Here is a 19,184-nt window from a genome sequence, read left to right on the forward strand (position 1 = left end):
CCGGGGCTGCCTCGGACTCAGCAGGTGAACGGATAGGGGTCGCCCGTGTTGTTGTACGACGTGAGCGCGATGGCGCGCATGCTCTCTTCCACCGGTGCCGTCGGGTAGTTCAGGCGGATGGCGTTCTTGATCGCGGTGCCGTCGGCGTTCTTCTGGTTCCATTCGCCCTTCGCGGCGTCCCAGGTGAAGGCCGAGTTGGTGGTGAACAGGATCTTGAAGTTGAACGGGTTGTTGTAGCCCAGCCATTGGCTCAGCACGTTCGCCTTGTCGGTCTCGGGGTCGCGCGTCAGCTCGTAGAGCAGCTCGGGCGACTGCCACGCGATGGCGATCGCGCGCAGCACCACGCCGCCGAAGGCCAGCAGCGAGCCGTCGCCGCCGCCGGGAATGCCCAGGCCCGTGGGCAGCGCGCCGCCGACGATGCCGGGCGGCGGCACGGCCGCTTCGAAGGAGGCGGCGGAACCCATGAAGTTCGGGAACAGCTGGTAGTAGGCGGCCAGCGCCTCGGTGGCGTTGGAGCCCGGGGCCTGCGGCAGCACGATCACGAAGGAATCGTCGGGGCCGACCCAGCCGGAGGTGAGCATCGGCTTCCATTCGGCGCGCTGGGCCGGGTCGGGGCTCAGGAACAGCGACACGTCGAGCTGGGGCCACGCGGTCGGCAGGCCGAAGTCGCGGTGCAGCATCGGCTGGATGTCCTGCTGGTCGAGCAGTTCGCGGCGGTAGGCGTCGTCCTGCCACGAGCGGGCGATGGCGCGCAGGTAGGCCAGGCGGAACTCGAGCAGCGGATCACCGCTTTGGACTTGGAAAGTCATGATTACTTCATCCTTGGTTCAAGAGGAAATCGTCGCGTGCGTCGGCACGCGCGCGGGCAACTCCGGCCGCAGCCCGGCCAGATTCTTCAGGCGCTCGGCGATGTCGGGCGAGGCGGAATCCGCCAGTGCCTGCATCGCCGACAGCGCCTCGTATTCGGTTCTGTACTTGGCGCCCTCGCGCGCCACCTCGGCGGCTTTGGCGAAGCACGCGGCCACCGTCTCGCGCTCGCCGCCGGCGGCCTGCAGGTAGCGGGCCTTCTGCAGGTGCAGCTCCGAACGGTAGAGCCCTTCCTTGAGCTCGTCCGTCATGCGCAGGCACTCGTCGATGCGCTCCAGCGCCTCGTCCCAGCGTCCGTTGGCGGCCAGCGTGTCGGCGGCGAAGGCGCGGTAGTAGGTCTGGCAGTAGCGGCAGCCCATGGCCCACAGCGCCTGGATCCAGCCGTCCGCCTGCGCGATGTTGCCGACGTCGCCGGTGGCCCAGCAGCGGATGATCTCGGCGTAGCCCTGGAACGCCGGCAGGCCGTAGCGCTGCGTGATGCCCAGCAGCTCGCCGGTGCTCACCAGCGCGCGCGCCTTGTCGTTGCGGCCCTGGTGGCCCAGGCTCTGGTAGAGCAACGCCATGCTCAGCGACGGGATGTGCGACATCTCGCGGGCCCAGCGCACGGCATTGGTCGCATCGGCGCGCGCGGCCGCGTCGTGGCCCGCGAACCAGCGCACCAGCGCACGGCCGGTGGTCGCCCACACGCGGGTGTCGAAGCCGAAGTCGGCCGCATGGTGCGCATGGGCCTCGGGGTCGTAGCGATCGACGGCGTCCGTCAGCGACTGCTCGGCGCGCTCGAAGTCGCCGTCGGAATAGTGCGCGAGGCCGAGGTAGGTCTGCGCCGCGACGAACACGCCCTGGTCCTGCGCCTGCACGGCCTGGTCGAGCAGGCGGTTGCTCAGCTGCTGCACCTCGGCGCGGTTGCTGGCCACGTGGTGGAAGGTGATGAGCGTCCACAGGTGCTGCACCTGCTTCTCGCGCGGCACCTCGTCGGACAGCAGCTCCTGCGACAGCGCGATGCGGTCGACCACCTGCGCATGCGCCCAGCCGTACTTGTTCATCATGGCCTGCGTGACGTAGCTGTTCACGTCCAGCCGCGCTTCGCGCTGCGCCTCGCCTTCGAGGTGCGCCATCCAGCCGTCGATGTGCTGGGCGTAGGAAATCGTTTCGTCGTTGAGCGAGCGGTGCTGCGTGATGCGCAGCTGGCGCACCGCCAGCGCCACCGCCTGCGCGTATTCGCCCGCGTCGGCCCAGTGCTGGGCCACGTTGCCGGGTTCGTTCGCCACGTACTGCGGCTGGCTGTCCATCAGCGTCTGCGCGACGTTGCGGTGCAGCTGCCGGCGCTGCGCGACCAGCATGCTCTCGTAGGCGGTGTCGCGGATCAGCGCGTGGCGGAAGATGAAGCTGCCCGGCTGACCGGCCGGGGCGACGAGGCCCGCGTCGAGCAGCACGGCCATGTCCTTGTCCATCGCCTCGGCGCTCTTGCCCGAGCAGGCGCACAGCAGCTCGGCATCGAACTGGCGCCCGATGGTGGCGGCGAGCTGCAGCAGGCCCTTGACGGGGCCGAGCCGGTCGAAGCGGCTCACCAGCGAGTCCCGCAGCGTGACCGGAATCGCGGCAGGCTGGGCCGTGTCCTTGAAGACCCAGACATGGTCCTTCTCGACCAGGTAGGCGTCGAGCATCATGCGCGCCATCTCCTGGATGAACAGCGGCACGCCGTCGGTGCGCTGCACCACGTTGTCGATCACCTGCGGCGCGACGACGCGCGGCGCCAGCGCCTGGCGCGCCAGCTCGGCGGCCTGCGCGTCCTCGAGCCGGCGCACCTCGATGCGCTCGGCCTGCATGGCGTCGGGCTTGACCCATTCGGGGCGCGCGGTGAGCACCAGCAGCACGCGGCGCTGCGGCAGCTGGGCGATGAGTTGCTCGACGAATTCGATGGTCGTGGGGTCGGCCCAGTGCACGTCCTCCAGCAGCAGCAGCACCGCCGCCGACTCGGCCATGTGCAGCAGCCACTGCGCGATCGATTGCAGCAGCAGCGCCTTCTGCATCGGCGGCGACATCTGGCTCGGCGCGCGGTCGCCCAGCGGCAGCGAAAGCCACGCGCAGAAGATCGGCAGCACGGCCTCGCCGTCGCAGCCTGCGGCCTGCAGGGCCTCGCGCAGGCGCTCGCGGCGGGCCTCGGGCGACGCGGCGTCGGGCATGGCGTCGAGGCGCTGGCGCAGCAGCGCGAGGAACGGCGTCAGCGCGTTGTTCTGGTTCTCGGGCTGGCACTGCGCGACGACGGTCTGCAGCCCTTCCTTGGCGACCTGCTCGCGCAGCACATCGGCCAGGCACGACTTGCCGATGCCCGGCTCGCCGCGAATCCACACCGCGCCGCCCTGCCCTTCGCGGGCCCGTGCCCAGGCCGTACTCAGCTGCTGCAGTTCGGCCTCGCGGCCGATGCAGGCCTTGTGCAGCGCCTGCTCGGCGAAGCCGTCGGAGGCGAGCGCCTGCTGGTCGCCGCCGAGGCGGTAGGTCTGGATGCCGCCGGACTGGCCCGGCAGCGTCACCGTGCCGGCCTTGTCGAAGCTGGCGTGGCGGCTCAGCAGGCGGTAGCTGCTCTCGCTCGCCAGCAGCGTGCCGGTGTCGGCCACGCCCTCGAGCCGCACCGCGACGTTGACGGCATGGCCCGACGGGATCTCTCCGGCTGCGACGATCGCCATGCCGGTGTGCATGCCCATGCGGATACCGAGGTGCACGCCGTGCTCCTGCTCGATGGCGGCGGAGCGCTGGCGGCTCAGCGCGATCAGCTCCATGGCCGTGCGGCCAGCCTGGCGCGCGTCGGTGTCGCTGGCGTGCGGATAGCCGAAGAGCACGATCATCCGGTCGCCCAGCGTGCCCGCGAGCAGGCCGCCGCGGCGGGTGGCGGTCTCGGAGAACAGGGCCAGCTCGTTGCGCTGGAGCAGTTCGAGGTTCTCGATGTTGGAAGGCAGGGCCTCGTCGGCGCTGTCGTCGTCGGCCGCGTCGGGCCACACCGAGACGCTGCAGCACAGCACGGTGAGCTGGCGCTTCTCGGAGAAACCGCGCGCGGTGATCACGGTCTGCGCGAGCGCTTCGTCCTGCGCCTGCTTGGCCGAACGCAGCACGCCCACGAGATCGTCCAGCCGCAGGCGCCCGAGCTCGGCCAGCAGAGTGGCGGCGGAATCGCTGCGGTCGGCAGCCTTCTTGCGCAGCGCCTGCCGCAGCACGGAGGCCACCGGGTGGCTGGCGATCTCCGCCGGCAGCGGCACCTCCAGCGGACTCAGCTGCTGGTGAAGGATCTCGGCCGCCGAAGCGCCGCGGATGGCCGGCGCGCCGGTGAGGCACTCGATGAACATCAGCCCCCACGCGTACAGGTCCGACTTCACGCCGGGCGGCTCGCCGCGCAACTGCTCGGGCGCGCTGTAGGCCGGCGTGCCCAGCGCCTCGTCGGTCATCGTGAGCGTGGGGAACTCGTCGCTGCGGTTCGACGGAATGACGGTGCCGATGCCGAAGTCCAGCACCTTCGCGTGCGGGACGGCGCCGGTGAAGGTCACCATCACGTTGTCGGGCTTCAGGTCGCGGTGCACGATGCCGGCGCTGTGCGCGCAGTCCAGCGCGTCGAGCACCTCGGCCATCAGGTGGCCCGTCTCGGTGGCCGTGAGCGCGCCCTTGCGGCGGATCAGGCTGGTGAGTGTCTCGCCCGGCACGTACTCGAAGACGCCGTAGACGCAAGGGCCCTGCTCGCCCTTGTCGAGCAGCTGCACGATGTGCGGGTGGTGCAGCGAGGCGCACAGCTTCGTCTCGCGATGGAAGCGCGCCACGCGCTGGCTTCCCACCTGCAGCTTCACGACCTTGATCGCGACGACGGTACCCGTGCTCTTCTGCAGTGCGCGATATACCGTGCCGTAACCGCCGGCGCCCAGCTCCTCCAGCAATTCGTAACCGGGAATCTCCAGCGGATCGGGCAGATTCGGCTGCAACGCCGGGTGCGTGGGATTGGTGACTGCGTCCTGCATTTCAGTCTCGTCGTGATGGAGCGTTGATGGTCCTCCGGGACTCGCCTCGGCCGCGTTCCGCCCTGCGGCGGCACGCAATAGTGACACTAATTGTTACTTTAGCGGAGGCAGAGAGGTTTCAGGTAGGTAACCCCTCAAAAAAAGAAAACCCGCAACAAGTGCGGGTTGTTAGAACTTTTCGGTGTATATGTGTGAACTACATCACACGCCAAGTCCTATTCGAGAGCACCGCGGAACCGGCTTCGCCGGGCCGCAGGTGCTGCCCCCGGTAGGGGGTTGGCGCAGCGACACGCAGTGCGCGCAGCCTGGGGGCGAGCCTACTTCTTGTCGCCGCCGGGCACCTTGCCTTCGACGCCCTTGACGTAGAAGTTGACGCCCGACAGGAACTTGTCGTCGGCCACCGCGTCCTTGGCGACCACTTCCTTGCCGTCCTGGCCGAGGATCGGGCCCTTCCAGATCACGAAGCTGCCGTCCTTCAGGCCCTTCTTCACTTCCTCGACCTTGGCCTTGGTCTCGGCCGGCACGTCCTCGGCGATGGACACGAGGTCGATCGCGCCTTCCTTCACGCCCCACCAGGCCTGGCCGGTGGTCCACTTGCCGTCCAGGGCTTCCTGGGTGGCCTTGATGTAGTACGGGGCCCAGTTGATGGTGGCCGAGGCCAGGTGGGCCTTGGGACCGTAGGCGGTCATGTCGGAGTCCCAGCCGAAGGCGCGCTTGCCCTTTTCCTGCGCGGTCTTGAGCACGGCCGGCGAATCGGTGTTCTGGAACAGCACGTCGGCGCCGCCGTTGATGAGGGCGGTGGCGGCCTCGGTTTCCTTCGGCGGGCTGAACCATTCGTTCACCCACACGACCTTGGTCGTGATCTTCGGGTTCACCGACTGCGCGCCCAGCGTGAAGCTGTTGATGTTGCGCAGCACCTCGGGGATCGGCACCGAGCCGACCACGCCCAGCGTGTTGCTCTTGGTCATGGCGCCGGCGATGATGCCGGCCATGTACGCGCCCTCGTACGTGCGGCTGTCGTAGGTGCGCATGTTGTCCGAGGTCTTGTAGCCGGTGGCGTGCTCGAACTTCACTTCCTTGTTGTCGGCCGCGACCTTCAGCATGGGCTCCATGTAGCCGAAGGTGGTGCCGAAGATCAGCTTGTTGCCCTGGCCGACCATGTCGCGGAACACGCGCTCGGCGTCCGCGCCCTCGGGCACGCTCTCGACGAAGGTGGTCTTGATCTTGTCGCCGAATTCCTTCTCGAGCGCCTTGCGGGCGTTGTCGTGCGCGAAGGTCCAGCCGCCGTCGCCAACCGGGCCGACGTATGCGAACGCGATGTTCAGCGGCGCTGCCGGGGCCGGGGCCGCTGCGGCGGGTGCCGGGGCCGGCGCGGGTGCAGCCGCAGGAGCCGCCGCTTCTTCTTTCTTGCCGCAGCCGATCAGGGCCGCCGAAGCGACAGCCGTGAGGGCGGCCAGCTTGAGCAGGGAGCGCTTGTTCAGATCATTCATTGTCGGAAATCCTCAAAAGGACAGGTTGGCGGGAAAAAGAGAAACGCGATTATGAGCCGGGGTAGAACGGTTTCCCGATGGAAGCCGGCATGTTGGCGCGGATGAAGGCCGGGTTGCGCGAGATCAGCGCCAGCACCACGATCGGTGCGATGTACTGCAGCATGCTGAGGAACTGCGCCGGCACGTCCACGCCGCTGCTTTGCAGGTGGAAGCCCAGCATCGACACGCCGCCGAACAGGTAGGCGCCCAGCAGCACGCGCACCGGCCGCCAGGTGGCGAAGGTGGTGAGCGCGAGCGCGATCCAGCCGCGGCCGGCCACCATGCCCTCGACCCACAGCGGCGTGTACACCGTCGAGAGATACGCGCCCGCCAGCCCGCACAGCGCACCGCCCGCGATCACCGCCATGAAGCGGATGCGCCGCACCGGATAGCCCAGCGCATGCGCCGACTCCGGTGACTCGCCCACCGAGCGCAGCACCAGGCCGGCGCGCGTGCGGTAGAGGAACCAGATCAACGCGAAGGTCAGCACCGCCGCGAAATACACCATCGGGTGATGGCGGAACAGAGCCGGCCCGACCAGCGGGATGTCGCCCAGCACCGGAATGGCGTACGAGGCGCTTTCGGGCAGCTTCGCCTGCACGAAGCTGATGCCCGCGAAGGCCGAGAAGCCCACGCCGAAGAGACTCAGCGCGAGGCCCGTCGCGTACTGGTTGGTGTTGAGCCAGATCACCAGCACGCCGAAGAATGCCGCGAGCAGCGCGCCCGCCGCCATGCCGGCCAGGAAGCCCAGCCAGGGGTTGTGCGTGGTGACGACCGTCGCGAAGCCCGCGATGGCGGCGCACAGCATCATCCCCTCGGCGCCGAGGTTGACGATGCCGGCCTTCTCGTTGATGAGCAGGCCCAGCGCCGCGATGGCGAGCACGGTGCCCGCGCTCAGCGTGGAGCCGAGCAGGAGTGCGTAGCTTTCCATGGTCAGTGGCTCCCTTCGGTGGCACGCGCGACGGGCGCGGTAATGGGCGTGCTCGCCTGCAAGGAGGCGGTGGTCATGGAGGCAGCCTTCGCAGCCGCCTTGCGCTTGATGCGGTAGGCAATGAGCGTGTCGCAGGCCAGCAGCGTGAAGAGCAGCAGCCCCTGGAACACGCCGGTCAGCGACTTGGGCAGGCCGAGCCGCGACTGCGCCAGTTCGCCGCCGATGTAGAACATGCTCATCAGGATGGCCGAGAAGATCATGCCCACCGGATGCAGCCGTCCGACGAAGGCCACGATGATGGCCGCGAAGCCGTAGCCCGCCGGCACGTAGGGCGTGAGCTGGCCCAGCGGCCCTGCCACCTCCAGCGCACCGGCCAGGCCGGCGGCGGCGCCCGAGGTCAGCAGTGCGACCCACACCGCGCGCCGCGCGGAGAAGCCGGCGTAGCGCGAAGCCGCGGGCGCCAGCCCGCCGACCTGCTGCGCGAAGCCCGCGCGCGTGCGGAACAGGAACACCCACAGCGCCCCCGCTCCCACCAATGCGATCACCAGGCCGATGCTCACGCGCGAGCCCTTGAACAGGCGCGGGATCTGCGTGACCGCCTCGAAGGTCTTGGTCTGCGGGAAGTTGTAGCCGTGCGGGTCCTTCCACGGCCCGTAGACCATGTAGCCCAGCAGCAGCGTGGCCACGTAGACCAGCATCAGGCTCACCAGGATCTCGTTGGCGTTGCACTTGTCGCGCAGGAAGGCGACGATGCCCGCCCACACCATGCCGCCCAGGATGCCCGCCAGCAGGATGGCCACGACGATCCACTGCCCCGTGTTCTTGTCGGCCAGCAGCGCCACGCCGCCCGCCGCGATGGCGCCGAACACGAACTGCCCCTCGGCGCCGATGTTCCACACGTTGGAGCGGAAGCACACCGCCAGCCCCAGCGCGATGATGAGCAGCGGTGTCGCCTTCACCATCAGCTCGCCGATGGCGTAGCCGTTCTTGATGGGCTCGTAGAAGAACACCAGCAGGCCCTTGACCGGGTCCTTGCCGAGCGCGGCGAACAGCGCCACGCCGATCAGCACGGTGATCAGCAGCGCCAGGATCGGCGATGCATAGCTCCAGAAGCGCGAGAGCTCCGGACGCGGTTCGAGCTTAAGCATGGGCCGCCTCCGCAGTCTTGCCGGCGCCGTGCCACAAGCCGCTCATCCACTCGCCGATCTGCGGCAGCGTGGCTGCGGCACGGTCGATGGAAGGCGACAGCCGCCCCTTGGCGATCACGTGCAGCCGGTCGCTGATGTTGAAGAGCTCGTCGAGCTCCTCGCTGATCACCAGCACCGCGCAGCCCGCGTCGCGCAGCGCCAGGATCTCGGCGTGGATCAGCGCGGCCGCGCCCACGTCCACGCCCCAGGTCGGCTGCGAGACGACGAAGAGCTTCGGCTTGGCGTCGATCTCGCGCCCGACGATGAACTTCTGCAGGTTGCCGCCCGACAGCGAGCGCGCCGCCGCCTTCGGACCGCCGGCCTTGACCTTGAAGCGCTCGATGATGGACCTGGCCTGGCGCTCCAGCGTGCCGGTGCTGATCCACCCGCCCCGGCCCACCGCCTCGCTGCGCGTGAGCAGCAGGTTGTGCGCGAGCCCCAGCGTGGGCACGGCGCCGCGGCCCAGCCGCTCCTCGGGCACGAAGTGCAGGCCCAGCGCGCGGCGCGCGCGCGGGCGCAGACGGCCGGCCGGCTTGTCGAACACGCGCACCATCGGCGCCTCGGCCCGCACGTCCTCGCCGGAGAGCGCGTACAGCAGCTCCTTCTGGCCGTTGCCCGACACGCCCGCGATGCCGACGACCTCCCCCGCGCGCACCTCGAAGGAGATGCCGTCGAGATCGACGCCGAACTGGTCCTCTCGCGCCAGCGACAGTCCGTCGACGCGCAGCGCGACCGCGCCGGCGTGCACCGGCCGGTGCTGTAGCGGCGGCGGCTCGCTGCCGATCATCAGCCGCGACAGCGACTGGGTGCTCTCGTTCTGCGGGTTGCACACCCCCGTCACCTTGCCGCCGCGCAGCACCGTGCAGGCGCTGCACAGCTCCTGGATCTCGTGCAGCTTGTGGCTGATGTAGAGGATGCTGCAGCCCTCGGAAGACAGCTTCTTCAGCACCGTGAAGAGCTTGATCACCGCCTGCGGCGTGAGCACCGAGGTCGGCTCGTCGAGGATCAGCAGCTTGGGGTTGGTGAGCAGCGCGCGGATGATCTCCACCCGCTGCATCTCGCCCACCGAGAGCGTGTGCACCGGCCGCGCCGGGTCGATGTCGAGGCCGTACTCGCTCGCCTTGGCCGCGATGCTGCGCGTGACCTCGGCCAGCTGCAGCGACTTGTCCAGGCCCAGCCAGACGTTCTCGGCCACGGTGAGCGTGTCGAACAGGCTGAAGTGCTGGAACACCATGCTGATGCCCAGCGCCCTCGCCTGCTGGGGGTTGCGCAGGCTGACGGCCTGGCCGTCGAACATCACCGTGCCTTCGTCGGGTTTCACCGAGCCGTAGATGATCTTCATCAGGGTCGACTTGCCGGCGCCGTTCTCGCCGAGCACGGCGTGGATTTCGCCGGGCGCGACGCTCAGGGAGATGTCGCTGTTGGCCACCACCGCGGGATACCGCTTGGTGATGTGAGCGAGCTGGAGTCTGGGGGTTGTCATGCCGGGTTTCGTGGATTTGTCTCGTTCAACAGCAACAAAGCGGGAACGGCCATGAGTCTAATGGCGTCCCCGCGACCATCGGCGCCCGACGGCGCTTGCCTCAGTCCGTCATTTCAATGCCCGCCGATGTAGGCGAACTTGAAGAGGAACACGGCTGCGATGACCCAGACCATCGCATGCACTTCCCGTGCCCGCCCGGTGCACAGCTTCAGCACCGCGTAGGTGATGAAGCCGAATGCCAGGCCGTTGGCGATCGAGTAGGTGAAGGGCATGGCCAGCGCGGTCACCGCGGCCGGGATCACCTCGGTGGTGTCCTCCCAGTCGAGCTCGACCAGGTCGCGCAGCATCAGGCAGCCCACGAAAAGCAGCGCCGGTGCGGTGGCGTAGGCCGGCACCGAGCCCGCCAGCGGCGAGATCATCAGGCAGGCCAGGAAGAGCAGCGCAACCACCACCGCCGTGAGGCCGGTGCGGCCGCCCGCCTGCACGCCGGCCGCGCTCTCCACGTAGGCCGTGGTGCTCGAGGTGCCGAGCAGCGAGCCCGCGAAGATCGCGCCGCTGTCGGCCAGCAGCGCCTTGTTCATGCGCTCCATCTTGCCCGGCACCAGCAGGCCGGCGCGCTTGGCCACGCCCATCAGCGTGCCGGTGGCGTCGAACATCTCGACCAGGAAGAACACCAGCACCACGTTCAGGATGCCGCCCTTGAGCGCGCCCAGGATGTCCAGCTGCATGAAGGTCGGCGCGATGGACGGCGGCGCGTCGAACACACCGTGGAACTTGTTGCCGCCGAAGAAGAACGAGAGCACCGTCACCGTGATGATCCCGATCAGGATCGCGCCGCGCACCTTCAGCTTGTCCAGCGCCACGATGATGAGGAAGCCCAGCGTCGCCAGGATCACCGGCGCCGAGTGCAGGTCGCCCAGGGTCACGAAGGTGGCCGGCGATGCGGCCACCACGCCCGCGCTCTTCAGTGCGATGAGCGCCAGGAACATGCCGATGCCCACCGTGATCGCCGTTCGCAGCGACTGCGGTATGCCCTGTATGAAGAGCTCCCGCAGCCCGGTGACCGTGACGATCAGGAACAGGCAGCCCGAGATGAAGACGGCGCCCAGCGCCACCTGCCACGTGTAGCCCATGCCCAGCACCACCACGTAGGAGAAGTAGGCGTTCAGGCCCATGCCAGGCGCCATGGCGATCGGGTAGTTGGCGTACAGGCCCATGATCAGCGTGCCCAGCGCCGCGATCAGGCAGGTGGCCACGAAGACCGCGCCCTTGGGCATGCCCGCATCGCCCAGGATCGACGGGTTCACGAAGATGATGTAGGCCATCGTCAGGAAGGTGGTCAGCCCCGCGATGACTTCGGTGCGCACCGTGGTGTTGTGCGCATCGAGCTTGAACAGGCGTTCAAGCAGACCCGAGCCGCTTGCGCTGCCCACAGCCGCGCGCGGGCGCGCGGACTCGACATGCCCCGGCGTGCGGGGCTCGGCGCCTTTCGGCGCCTGTTCAAACGTACTCATTCGCTTGTCTCCAGCTGTTGTAGTGGCGGTTTCATCGTTGCCCCGCTCACGACGCCGGCGCGAACGGGGTTCTCTCAGGGATCCGAGGTTTCAGGTGCGGCGGGCGGACGCGCTGTCGTACCGGGTGTGCCGGGTAGGGCCGAAACCGGAGGCCGCAGCGACGCCGCCACCTCCTTGATGCATTCGCGCAGCCAGCGCGCCGAGCTCGACGAATGGGTGCGTTCGTGCCAGAGCTGGTAGTACATGAGGCGCGGCAGCGCCACCGGGCATTCGAGAATCTTCAGCGGCAGCCGCGAGGCGAAGCGCTCGCAGTACTGGCGTCCCGTCGTCAGCACCAGCAGGCTGGAGGCCACCATGTCGGGGATCAGCCCGAAGTGCGCGCAGCGCGCCGTGATGTTGCGCTGCCGCCCCAGCTCGTCGAGCATCTGGTCGATGATCCCGCGTCCGCCCGGATGCATGGGCGTTGGCGCGATGTGCTCGGCCGCCAGCCAGGTCTCCAGGTCCCAGCCGCGGCGCACCGCCGGATGGTCCTTGTTGACCAGCGAGACCACGTCGTCCCCGAAGAGCCGCGCCATGTGCAGGTCTTCCGGGGGCTTGAGCCAGTTGCCGATCACCAGGTCGACCTGGCCGAGCGCCAGGTGCCCGTGGTAGTCCGAGTCGGGCGTGAGCGCATGGATCTCGATCTGGCACAGCGGCGCGTCGCGCTTGACCTGCGCCACCAGCATCGGAAGGAACAGCGGGTCCATGTAGTCGCTGGCCGCGATGCGGAAGGTGGTGGCCGCCGACTGCGGATCGAAGCCGCGCGCATCCGAGAACAGCATCTCCGCCGCGCGCAGGATGCTGGCGGCCGGCTCGATCATGCGCAGCCCCGCGTCGGTGGGCACCATGCCCGAGCCCGAGCGCACCAGCAGCGGATCGCCCGAGAGTTCGCGCAGCCGCTTCAGCGCCGCCGAGACCGCCGGCTGGTACATGCCCAGCCGGATGGCCGCCCGCGAGACGCTGCGGTCGGTCAGCACGGTGTGAAGCACCCTGATGAGGTGCAGATCGATCTTGTCGAAAAGAGCCTGGTCTCTCATGGCTGTTCACACCTTTCCTGTCTGTGCGAACAGTTATACAGCGCGGCATTTGGCGAAACCGGGTGTGGGGAAGGTTCAGCTCGGACCGTGCGAGCACGGTCCGTCGTCATTCGGCCGATGCTGCCTGCACCGCCGTGATGGCACGAAGGATCGACTCGCTCGTGGCCGGTGCCTTCAGCGGCGGATCGACCCTGTGGCCGCCCGCGGCCGACACCGCGTCGCGGATCGCGAAGAACACCGAGAACGGCAGCAGCAGCGGCGGCTCGCCCACGGCCTTGCTGCGGTGGATCGAGTCCTCGAAGTTCTGGCCCTCGAACAGGCGCACGTTGAACACCGGCGGGCAGTCGTTGGCCGTCGGGATCTTGTAGGTGCTGGGCGCGTGCGTGGTGAGCTTGCCGCTTTGCGGATGCCACACCAGCTCCTCGGTGGTAAGCCAGCCCATGCCCTGGATGAAGGCGCCCTCGACCTGGCCGATGTCCACCGCCGGGTTCAGCGACTTGCCCGCGTCGTGCAGGATGTCGGCGCGCAGCAGCTTCCATTCGCCGGTGAGCGTGTCCACGATCACCTCGCTCACCGCCGCGCCGTAGGCGTAGTAGTAGAACGGGCGGCCCTGCATCCTGTCCTTGTCCCAGCTCAGGCCGGGCGTGGCGTAGAAGCCGTCGGACCACAGCTGCCTGCGGTCGAGGTAGGCCTCGCCCACCACCGTGCTGAAGGCCAGCGAGCGGCCGTTGACCTCGACCATGTCGTTGGCGAAGCGCACTTCGCTCGCCTTGCCGCCGTGGCGCTCGGCCGCGCATTCGGCCAGGCGCTCGCGGATCTGGCGCGCCGCGTCCTGCGCCGCCTTGCCGTTGAGGTCGGCGCCGGTCGACGCGGCCGTGGCCGAGGTGTTCGCCACCTTGGTCGTGTCGGTGGCGGTGACGCGCACGCGCTCGAAGCTCACGCCGAGCTCGTGCGCCACCACCTGGGCCACCTTGGTGTTCAGGCCCTGCCCCATCTCGGTGCCGCCATGGTTCACCAGGATCGAGCCGTCGGTGTACACGTGCACCAGCGCGCCGGCCTGGTTGAAGTGCTTCACGTTGAAGGAGATGCCGAACTTCAGCGGCGCCAGCGCCAGCCCGCGCTTGAGCACCGGGCTCTTCGCGTTGAAGGCGGCGATGTCCTCGCGACGCGCGCGGTAGTCGCTGCTGGCCTCCAGATCGGCCACGAGTTCGTGGACGATGTTGTCGGTCACGGTCTGGCGGTACGGCGTGACGTTGTTTTCGGTCTTGCCGTAGAAGTTGACGCGCCGCACGTCCAGCGGATCGCGCTTCAGTGCGCGCGCCACCGAATCAAGGATGTTCTCGATGGCGATGGCGCCCTGCGGGCCGCCGAAGCCGCGGAAGGCCGTGTTGCTCTGCGTGTTGGTCTTGCCCGAGAAGCCGTGCATGGCCACGTTGGGCAGCCAGTAGGCGTTGTCGAAGTGGCACAGCGCGCGGGTCATCACCGGGCCCGAGAGGTCGGCCGAGTGGCCGGCGCGCGAGACCATGGTGATCTCCGCGCCCAGGATGCGGCCCTCGGCGTCGTAGCCCACTTCGTATTCGTACCAGAAGCAGTGGCGCCGGCCGGTGACCATGAAGTCGTCGTCGCGGTCCAGCCGCAGCTTCACCGGGCGCTGGAGCTGCCGCGCCGCGATGGCGGCCACGCAGGCGAAGAGCGCCGATTGCGATTCCTTGCCGCCGAAGCCGCCGCCCATGCGCCGGCATTCGACGTGCACCTCGTTCGACTGCAGGTGCAGCGCATGCGCCACCAGGTGCTGCATCTCGCTCGGATGCTGCGTGGAGCAGTGGATGTGCAGCGCGCCGCCTTCCTTCGGGATGGCGTAGCTGATCTGGCCTTCCAGGTAGAACTGCTCCTGGCCGCCCACGTCGAAGGTGGCCTTGTGGCGGTGTGGCGCCGCGGCGATGGCCGCGCGCACGGCCGCCTCGTCGCCCTCATTGGCGGCACCGCCGCTGCGCACGATGTGCATCGGCGGCACCACGTACTGGCCGCGCTCGTGCGCGGCCTGCGGCGTGAGCACGGGCGGCTGCGCCTCGATGGTCAGCGCGTCCCTGGCCTTCGCGGCGGCGCGGCGAGCGGCGTCGCGGGTCTCGGCGATCACCGCGAACACCGGCTGGCCCAGGTAGCGGATCTCCCCGCCGTCGTTCACAGGCAGCAGGATCGGGTCGTCATGGATGATCGAGCCGCAGTCGTTGGTGCCCGGAATGTCGTCGGCCGTGATGACCGCGACCACGCCCGGCATCGCGCGGATGACGTCCAGCGAGATCGCGGTGACGCGCCCGTTGGCCGCCGGCGAAAGCCCCAGCGCGCAGTGCAGCGTGCCGGCGAGCTCGGGAATGTCGTCGATGTAGGTGGCCTCGCCGGCCACGTGCAGGTGGGCCGACTCGTGCGGACGGCTGATGCCCACGCGCATGCCGCGCTCGTGCGCCAGCGCTTCGGCGCCCACGTCGATGCGGGCGGCGGTGTTGGCCAGGTAGTCGGCAAAGGCCTCGGCGGGCTGCAGCAGGCGGGCGTCGATGGGTTTGTTCATGGTCAGACTCCTTGCGCAGCCGCATTGACGGCATGGGGCATCACGCTCCAGACGCTGGTTTCCTCGATTGGCAACGCCTCCTCCGCCCGCGTTTCGAGCCAGAGGCGCTGGATGAGGTTCTGCGCCACCAGCAGCCGGTAGTCGGCCGATGCGCGCATGTCCGACAACGGCTTGAAGTCTTGAGCCAGCGCGAGCTTGGCGGTGGCGACGCTGGCCTGCGTCCACGGCTTTCCGACCAGCGCGGCCTCGGCGTTCGCGGCACGCTTGACCACGGCGGCCATGCCGCCGAAGGCCAGGCGCACGGCCTTCACCGTGTCGCTGCCCGCCTCGAGCTCGATGGCAAAGCCCGCGCACAGCGCCGAGATGTCGCAGTCGAAGCGCTTGCTGATCTTGTAGGCGCGCACCTGCCGCTTCATCGCGTCATGCGGAATGGCCAGCCCCTGGACGAACTCGCCCGGCTGCAGCTGGTTCTTCATGTAGTCCAGGTAGAAATCGGGCAGCGGCATGCGGCGCACGGCGTCGCCGCGGCGCAGCTCGATCTGCGCGTCCAGCGACATCAGCACAGGCGGCGAATCGCCGATGGGCGAGCCGTTGGCCACGTTGCCGCCCATGGTGCCGGCATGGCGGATCGGCGGCGAGGCGAAGCGCAGCCACACCTCGGCCAGGCTGGGCACGCGTTCCACCAGCGCCGCGAAAGCGGATTCGAGCGAGGCGCCGGCGCCGATGTAGAGCTCGCCACCGTTGTCCGGGCGATCCTCGATGGTCTTCAGCTCGGCCACGTCGCCCACGTAGATGATGTCGCCCAGGTCGCGGAACTGCTTGTTGACCCACAGGCCCACGTCGGTGGAGCCGGCCAGCAGCTGCGCGCGCGGCTTCTGCTCGCGCAGGGCGGCGAGCTGGGCCAGCGTCTTCGGGGCGTGGAAGTGGTCGATGCGCGCGCCCAGCGGCGCGGCGTAGTCGAAGCCCTCGTTCTTCAGTGCGGTGAGCGCGGCGACCACGGGCTTCGTGTCGAGGCGCACGGCAGGCAGGTCGAACATGCGCTGGCCGGCGTCGAGGATGGGACGGTAGCCGGTGCAGCGGCACAGGTTGCCCGAGAGCTCGTCTGCCAGCTGCTGGCGGGTGGGCTGGGTGCCTTCGGCCTGGTGGTGCTCGTAGCTGGCCCACAGCGACATCACGAAGCCGGGCGTGCAGAAGCCGCACTGGGAGCCGTGGCAGTCGACCATGGCCTGCTGGACGGGGTGCAGCGTGTGCACCGCGTGCTTGCCGTTGCTGCCGGTCTGCGTCTTCGGCAGGCACTGCGCCTGCGCCTTGAGGTCTTCGACCGTGAACAGGGCCTTGCCGTGCAGCGTGGGCAGGAACTGGATGCAGGCGTTGACGGTCTGCAGGCTCAGGCCGTCGATGGTGCCGGGGGCCTGGGGGTCGGTGGCCAGTTCGCCGATGACGACGGTGCAGGCGCCGCAGTCGCCTTCGTTGCAGCCTTCCTTGGTGCCGGTGCAGCGGGCGTCCTCGCGCAGCCAGTCGAGCACGGAACGGGTCGGATGGACGCCGGTGACGTCGACGATCTTTCCGCGATGGAAGAAGCGGATCGGTTGAATCTTGCTGCTGTCGGTGCTCATGCTTTTAGGGCTCGTGGGCGACCCTTCGTGGGTCAGTCATGGACGTTAGCGGCTTGTCCGGCCTCTTGCATACGCGGGTGCCCATAACGCGTATGTGGGGGCCGGTATGCCACGTACGGGGAAACCCTTGCGTGGGGGTTGCAATTCCCGGGCCACTCGGCGATCCTGGCGCGGCACCGGGGCGGGGTTCAGCGCTGCACGATGGCCACCCAGGCGGTGGCCACCAGCGTCGAGCCAGCCACCGCGAGCAGCCCGCCGACCAGCCACTTGAGCGTGCGCGGCTGCAGCCTGTTGGGCAGGCGGTGGTGCAGCCGCGTCACCCCGTAGACCACGGGCATCGCGCAGCCGGCCAGCAGTGCCGAGCGCAGCGAGAAATGCCCCGTGGGCACCACGATCACCAGCCGCACCAGCGAGTTGAAGGCGAACATCAGCAGCAGCGCGCGCCGCACCAGTTCGCGGTCCAGCGGCTGGCGGTACATGTGGAAGACGATGGGCGGCCCCGAACTCGAGAACAGCCCGCCCAGCACGCCCGACAGCCCCCCGATCAGCGCGAAGCTCGCGCGCCCCGACACCGCCGGCAGAGGCCTGGCCTGCAGTACCAGCAGCACCGCGCAGCCCAGGATCGACACGCCCAGCAGCCCGCGCAGCCAGTCGACCGCGCCGCCGCTGAGCCAGGTCAGCAGCATCAGGCCGACGATCACGCCCACCGTGCTGCCGTTGAGCGCCGGCTTCATCAGCTGCCAGGGCACCACGCCCGGCCGGGCGCGGAAATACGTCCAGGCATTGATGAGGCTCAGGACGGTGGCCGCGTTGGCGGTATCGCTCACGCTGGCGACGTGCAGCACCGACACCAGCCCGAGCAGGATCAGGCTGAACGCGAAGCCGGTGAGGTTCTGCGCGTAGGTGGCCAGCGCCACGCAGGCCATGAAGACCAGCACGGGGCCGGCCTGGGAAAGGATCGCTTGCACCGCAGGAGGCCTCAGGGTGCGGCGGAAGGAAGCGCAGGGTGGGAGAGGCGCGCGCGGACAACGCGCAGCGCTACGGACGGAACGGACATTCGGGAGCGGGGAAGGCGGCGGGAGCGGGGAACGGGAAGCGAAAAACGCGAGAAAGCGGGCTCCGAGAATACCGCGCCGCGTCCGGGGCCCTCTTCAGCGCACCAGGTCCCACCCCATCATCAGCGCGGCGAAGCCCATCAGCGCGGTGCCGCCCCAGCCCAGCCAGCGGGTGCGGCGGCCCGAGGTGAAGACGCCCATGACCTTCTCGCGGGTCACGAGGATCATCATGGCCGCCATGATCGGCACGGCCACCACGCCGTTGATGACGGCGCTCCAGTAGAGCGCCTTCATGGGGTCGATCGGCGTGAAGTCGAGCGCCGTGCCCACCAGCGTGGCCACGGCGATGATCGCGTAGAACTCCTTGGCTTCGCGCCAGTGCCGCTCCAGCCCCTCTTCCCAGCCGAAGGCCTCGGCCACCGCATAGGCGGCCGAGGACGCGAGCACCGGAACGGCCAGCAGCCCGGTGGCGATGATGCCGCCGGCGAACAGCAGGAACGCGAAGTCGCCGGCCAGCGGGCGCAGCGCCTCGGCGGCCTGGGCGGCGGAGGTCACGTCGTGCACCCCGCCCGCATACAGCACCGCCGCGCCCACCACCATCACGAAGAAGGCGATCAGGTTGGAGAAGGTCATGCCCATCCAGGTATCGAGCCGCACCCGCTTCAGGTCGTGCCGCACCTCCTGCTCGGAGCCCTTGCGCCCGCCCTTGAGCCGCAGCTCCTCCACCTCCTGCGAGGCCTGCCAGAAGAACAGGTACGGGGAGATGGTGGTGCCCAGCAGCGCCACGATCATCATCCAGTAGTCGCCGCGCCACTGCAGCCTGGGCACCACCAGGTCGTGCAGCACCTGCGCCCAGGGCACCTGCACCGAGAACACCGCCGCCACATAGGCGAACAGCGTGAGCGTGAGCCACTTGAGGATGTGCGCCAGCTTGCGGTAGGGAACGAACACCTGCAGCAGCACCGTCACCATGCCGAACACCAGCGCGTGGAAGTGCGCCCCGCCGCCGACCACCAGCTGCAGTGCCTCGCCCATCGCGGCGATGTCGGCCGCGATATTGATGGTGTTGGCCACCACCAGCAGCGACACCAGCACGATCAGGAAGCCGCGCGGCATGTGCTCGCGCAGGTTGGCCGCCACGCCCTTGCCCGTGACCCGCCCGATGCGCGCCGACACCAGCTGGATCGCCACCATGAAGGGCAGCGACAGGAACACCGTCCACAGCAGCCCGGTGCCGAACTGGGCGCCGGCCTGGGTGTAGGTGGCGATGCCCGACGGGTCGTCGTCGGCCGCTCCGGTGACGACGCCGGGGCCTACGTGTCGCAGGAACGAGGGGATGAGTTTCTTCATGTGGGGCGGATG

General features: G+C 68.9%; 12 protein-coding genes. All 12 read right to left on the minus strand.

What is annotated here, in order from left to right; all coding sequences use genetic code 11:
- Positions 1-17 precede the first annotated feature (17 nt).
- Positions 18-809 (minus strand): BMA_0021/BMA_0022 family TOMM bacteriocin, encoded by a 792-nt coding sequence (locus ACTJLF_RS09740; protein WP_019655112.1) that lies wholly within the window; start codon positions 807-809, stop codon positions 18-20.
- Positions 810-827: 18 nt separating this feature from the next.
- On the minus strand, positions 828-4,865 hold the full coding sequence (locus ACTJLF_RS09745; protein ID WP_440882968.1) for a TOMM system kinase/cyclase fusion protein: 4,038 nt from the start codon (positions 4,863-4,865) through the stop codon (positions 828-830).
- A 317-nt stretch (positions 4,866-5,182) separates the two neighbouring features.
- Positions 5,183-6,355 carry a BMP family ABC transporter substrate-binding protein gene (locus tag ACTJLF_RS09750; protein ID WP_019655110.1) on the minus strand — a complete coding sequence of 391 codons (1,173 nt, stop codon included), beginning with the start codon at positions 6,353-6,355 and terminating at the stop codon, positions 5,183-5,185.
- Positions 6,356-6,404: 49 nt separating this feature from the next.
- Positions 6,405-7,325 (minus strand): ABC transporter permease, encoded by a 921-nt coding sequence (locus tag ACTJLF_RS09755; RefSeq protein ID WP_440882969.1) that lies wholly within the window; start codon positions 7,323-7,325, stop codon positions 6,405-6,407.
- A 2-nt stretch (positions 7,326-7,327) separates the two neighbouring features.
- Positions 7,328-8,473, minus strand: a complete 1,146-nt coding sequence (locus tag ACTJLF_RS09760) for an ABC transporter permease (protein WP_440882970.1) — start codon at positions 8,471-8,473, stop codon at positions 7,328-7,330.
- Positions 8,466-9,995 (minus strand): ABC transporter ATP-binding protein, encoded by a 1,530-nt coding sequence (locus ACTJLF_RS09765; protein WP_354424604.1) that lies wholly within the window; start codon positions 9,993-9,995, stop codon positions 8,466-8,468. The genes ACTJLF_RS09760 and ACTJLF_RS09765 overlap by 8 nt, the downstream gene beginning before the upstream one ends.
- A 113-nt stretch (positions 9,996-10,108) precedes the next feature.
- Positions 10,109-11,509: an NCS2 family permease gene (locus tag ACTJLF_RS09770; RefSeq protein WP_019655106.1), complete on the minus strand. Its 1,401-nt coding sequence runs from the start codon at positions 11,507-11,509 to the stop codon at positions 10,109-10,111.
- Positions 11,510-11,583: 74 nt separating this feature from the next.
- Entirely contained in the window at positions 11,584-12,585 is a 1,002-nt protein-coding gene (locus ACTJLF_RS09775; RefSeq protein WP_440882971.1) for a LysR family transcriptional regulator, read from the minus strand.
- Positions 12,586-12,691: 106 nt separating this feature from the next.
- Positions 12,692-15,151: a xanthine dehydrogenase molybdopterin binding subunit gene (gene xdhB / locus ACTJLF_RS09780; RefSeq protein WP_440882972.1), complete on the minus strand. Its 2,460-nt coding sequence runs from the start codon at positions 15,149-15,151 to the stop codon at positions 12,692-12,694.
- 2 nt (positions 15,152-15,153) lie between these two features.
- The gene (gene xdhA, locus ACTJLF_RS09785) at positions 15,154-16,767 is read right to left on the minus strand and encodes a xanthine dehydrogenase small subunit (protein ID WP_354413253.1); all 1,614 of its coding nucleotides are present in this window, start codon (positions 16,765-16,767) and stop codon (positions 15,154-15,156) included.
- 188 nt (positions 16,768-16,955) lie between these two features.
- On the minus strand, positions 16,956-17,735 hold the full coding sequence (locus tag ACTJLF_RS09790) for a sulfite exporter TauE/SafE family protein (RefSeq protein WP_126185307.1): 780 nt from the start codon (positions 17,733-17,735) through the stop codon (positions 16,956-16,958).
- Between the two features lie 183 nt (positions 17,736-17,918).
- Positions 17,919-19,172, minus strand: a complete 1,254-nt coding sequence (locus ACTJLF_RS09795; protein WP_440882973.1) for an NRAMP family divalent metal transporter — start codon at positions 19,170-19,172, stop codon at positions 17,919-17,921.
- Positions 19,173-19,184: the final 12 nt, after the last annotated feature.

This window comes from Variovorax sp. 22077 (assembly GCF_052044195.1).
Classification (GTDB): Bacteria; Pseudomonadota; Gammaproteobacteria; order Burkholderiales; family Burkholderiaceae_C; genus Variovorax; species Variovorax atrisoli.

What these genes read in the sequence shown, in the direction of transcription:
- ACTJLF_RS09740 (WP_019655112.1), bottom strand. Translation starts at nt 809, where the DNA reads ATGACTTTCCAAGTCCAAAGCGGTGATCCGCTGCTCGAGTTCCGCCTG.
- ACTJLF_RS09745 (WP_440882968.1), bottom strand. Translation starts at nt 4,865, where the DNA reads ATGCAGGACGCAGTCACCAATCCCACGCACCCGGCGTTGCAGCCGAAT.
- ACTJLF_RS09750 (WP_019655110.1), bottom strand. Translation starts at nt 6,355, where the DNA reads ATGAATGATCTGAACAAGCGCTCCCTGCTCAAGCTGGCCGCCCTCACG.
- ACTJLF_RS09755 (WP_440882969.1), bottom strand. Translation starts at nt 7,325, where the DNA reads ATGGAAAGCTACGCACTCCTGCTCGGCTCCACGCTGAGCGCGGGCACC.
- ACTJLF_RS09760 (WP_440882970.1), bottom strand. Translation starts at nt 8,473, where the DNA reads ATGCTTAAGCTCGAACCGCGTCCGGAGCTCTCGCGCTTCTGGAGCTAT.
- ACTJLF_RS09765 (WP_354424604.1), bottom strand. Translation starts at nt 9,995, where the DNA reads ATGACAACCCCCAGACTCCAGCTCGCTCACATCACCAAGCGGTATCCC.
- ACTJLF_RS09770 (WP_019655106.1), bottom strand. Translation starts at nt 11,509, where the DNA reads ATGAGTACGTTTGAACAGGCGCCGAAAGGCGCCGAGCCCCGCACGCCG.
- ACTJLF_RS09775 (WP_440882971.1), bottom strand. Translation starts at nt 12,585, where the DNA reads ATGAGAGACCAGGCTCTTTTCGACAAGATCGATCTGCACCTCATCAGG.
- xdhB (WP_440882972.1), bottom strand. Translation starts at nt 15,151, where the DNA reads ATGAACAAACCCATCGACGCCCGCCTGCTGCAGCCCGCCGAGGCCTTT.
- xdhA (WP_354413253.1), bottom strand. Translation starts at nt 16,767, where the DNA reads ATGAGCACCGACAGCAGCAAGATTCAACCGATCCGCTTCTTCCATCGC.
- ACTJLF_RS09795 (WP_440882973.1), bottom strand. Translation starts at nt 19,172, where the DNA reads ATGAAGAAACTCATCCCCTCGTTCCTGCGACACGTAGGCCCCGGCGTC.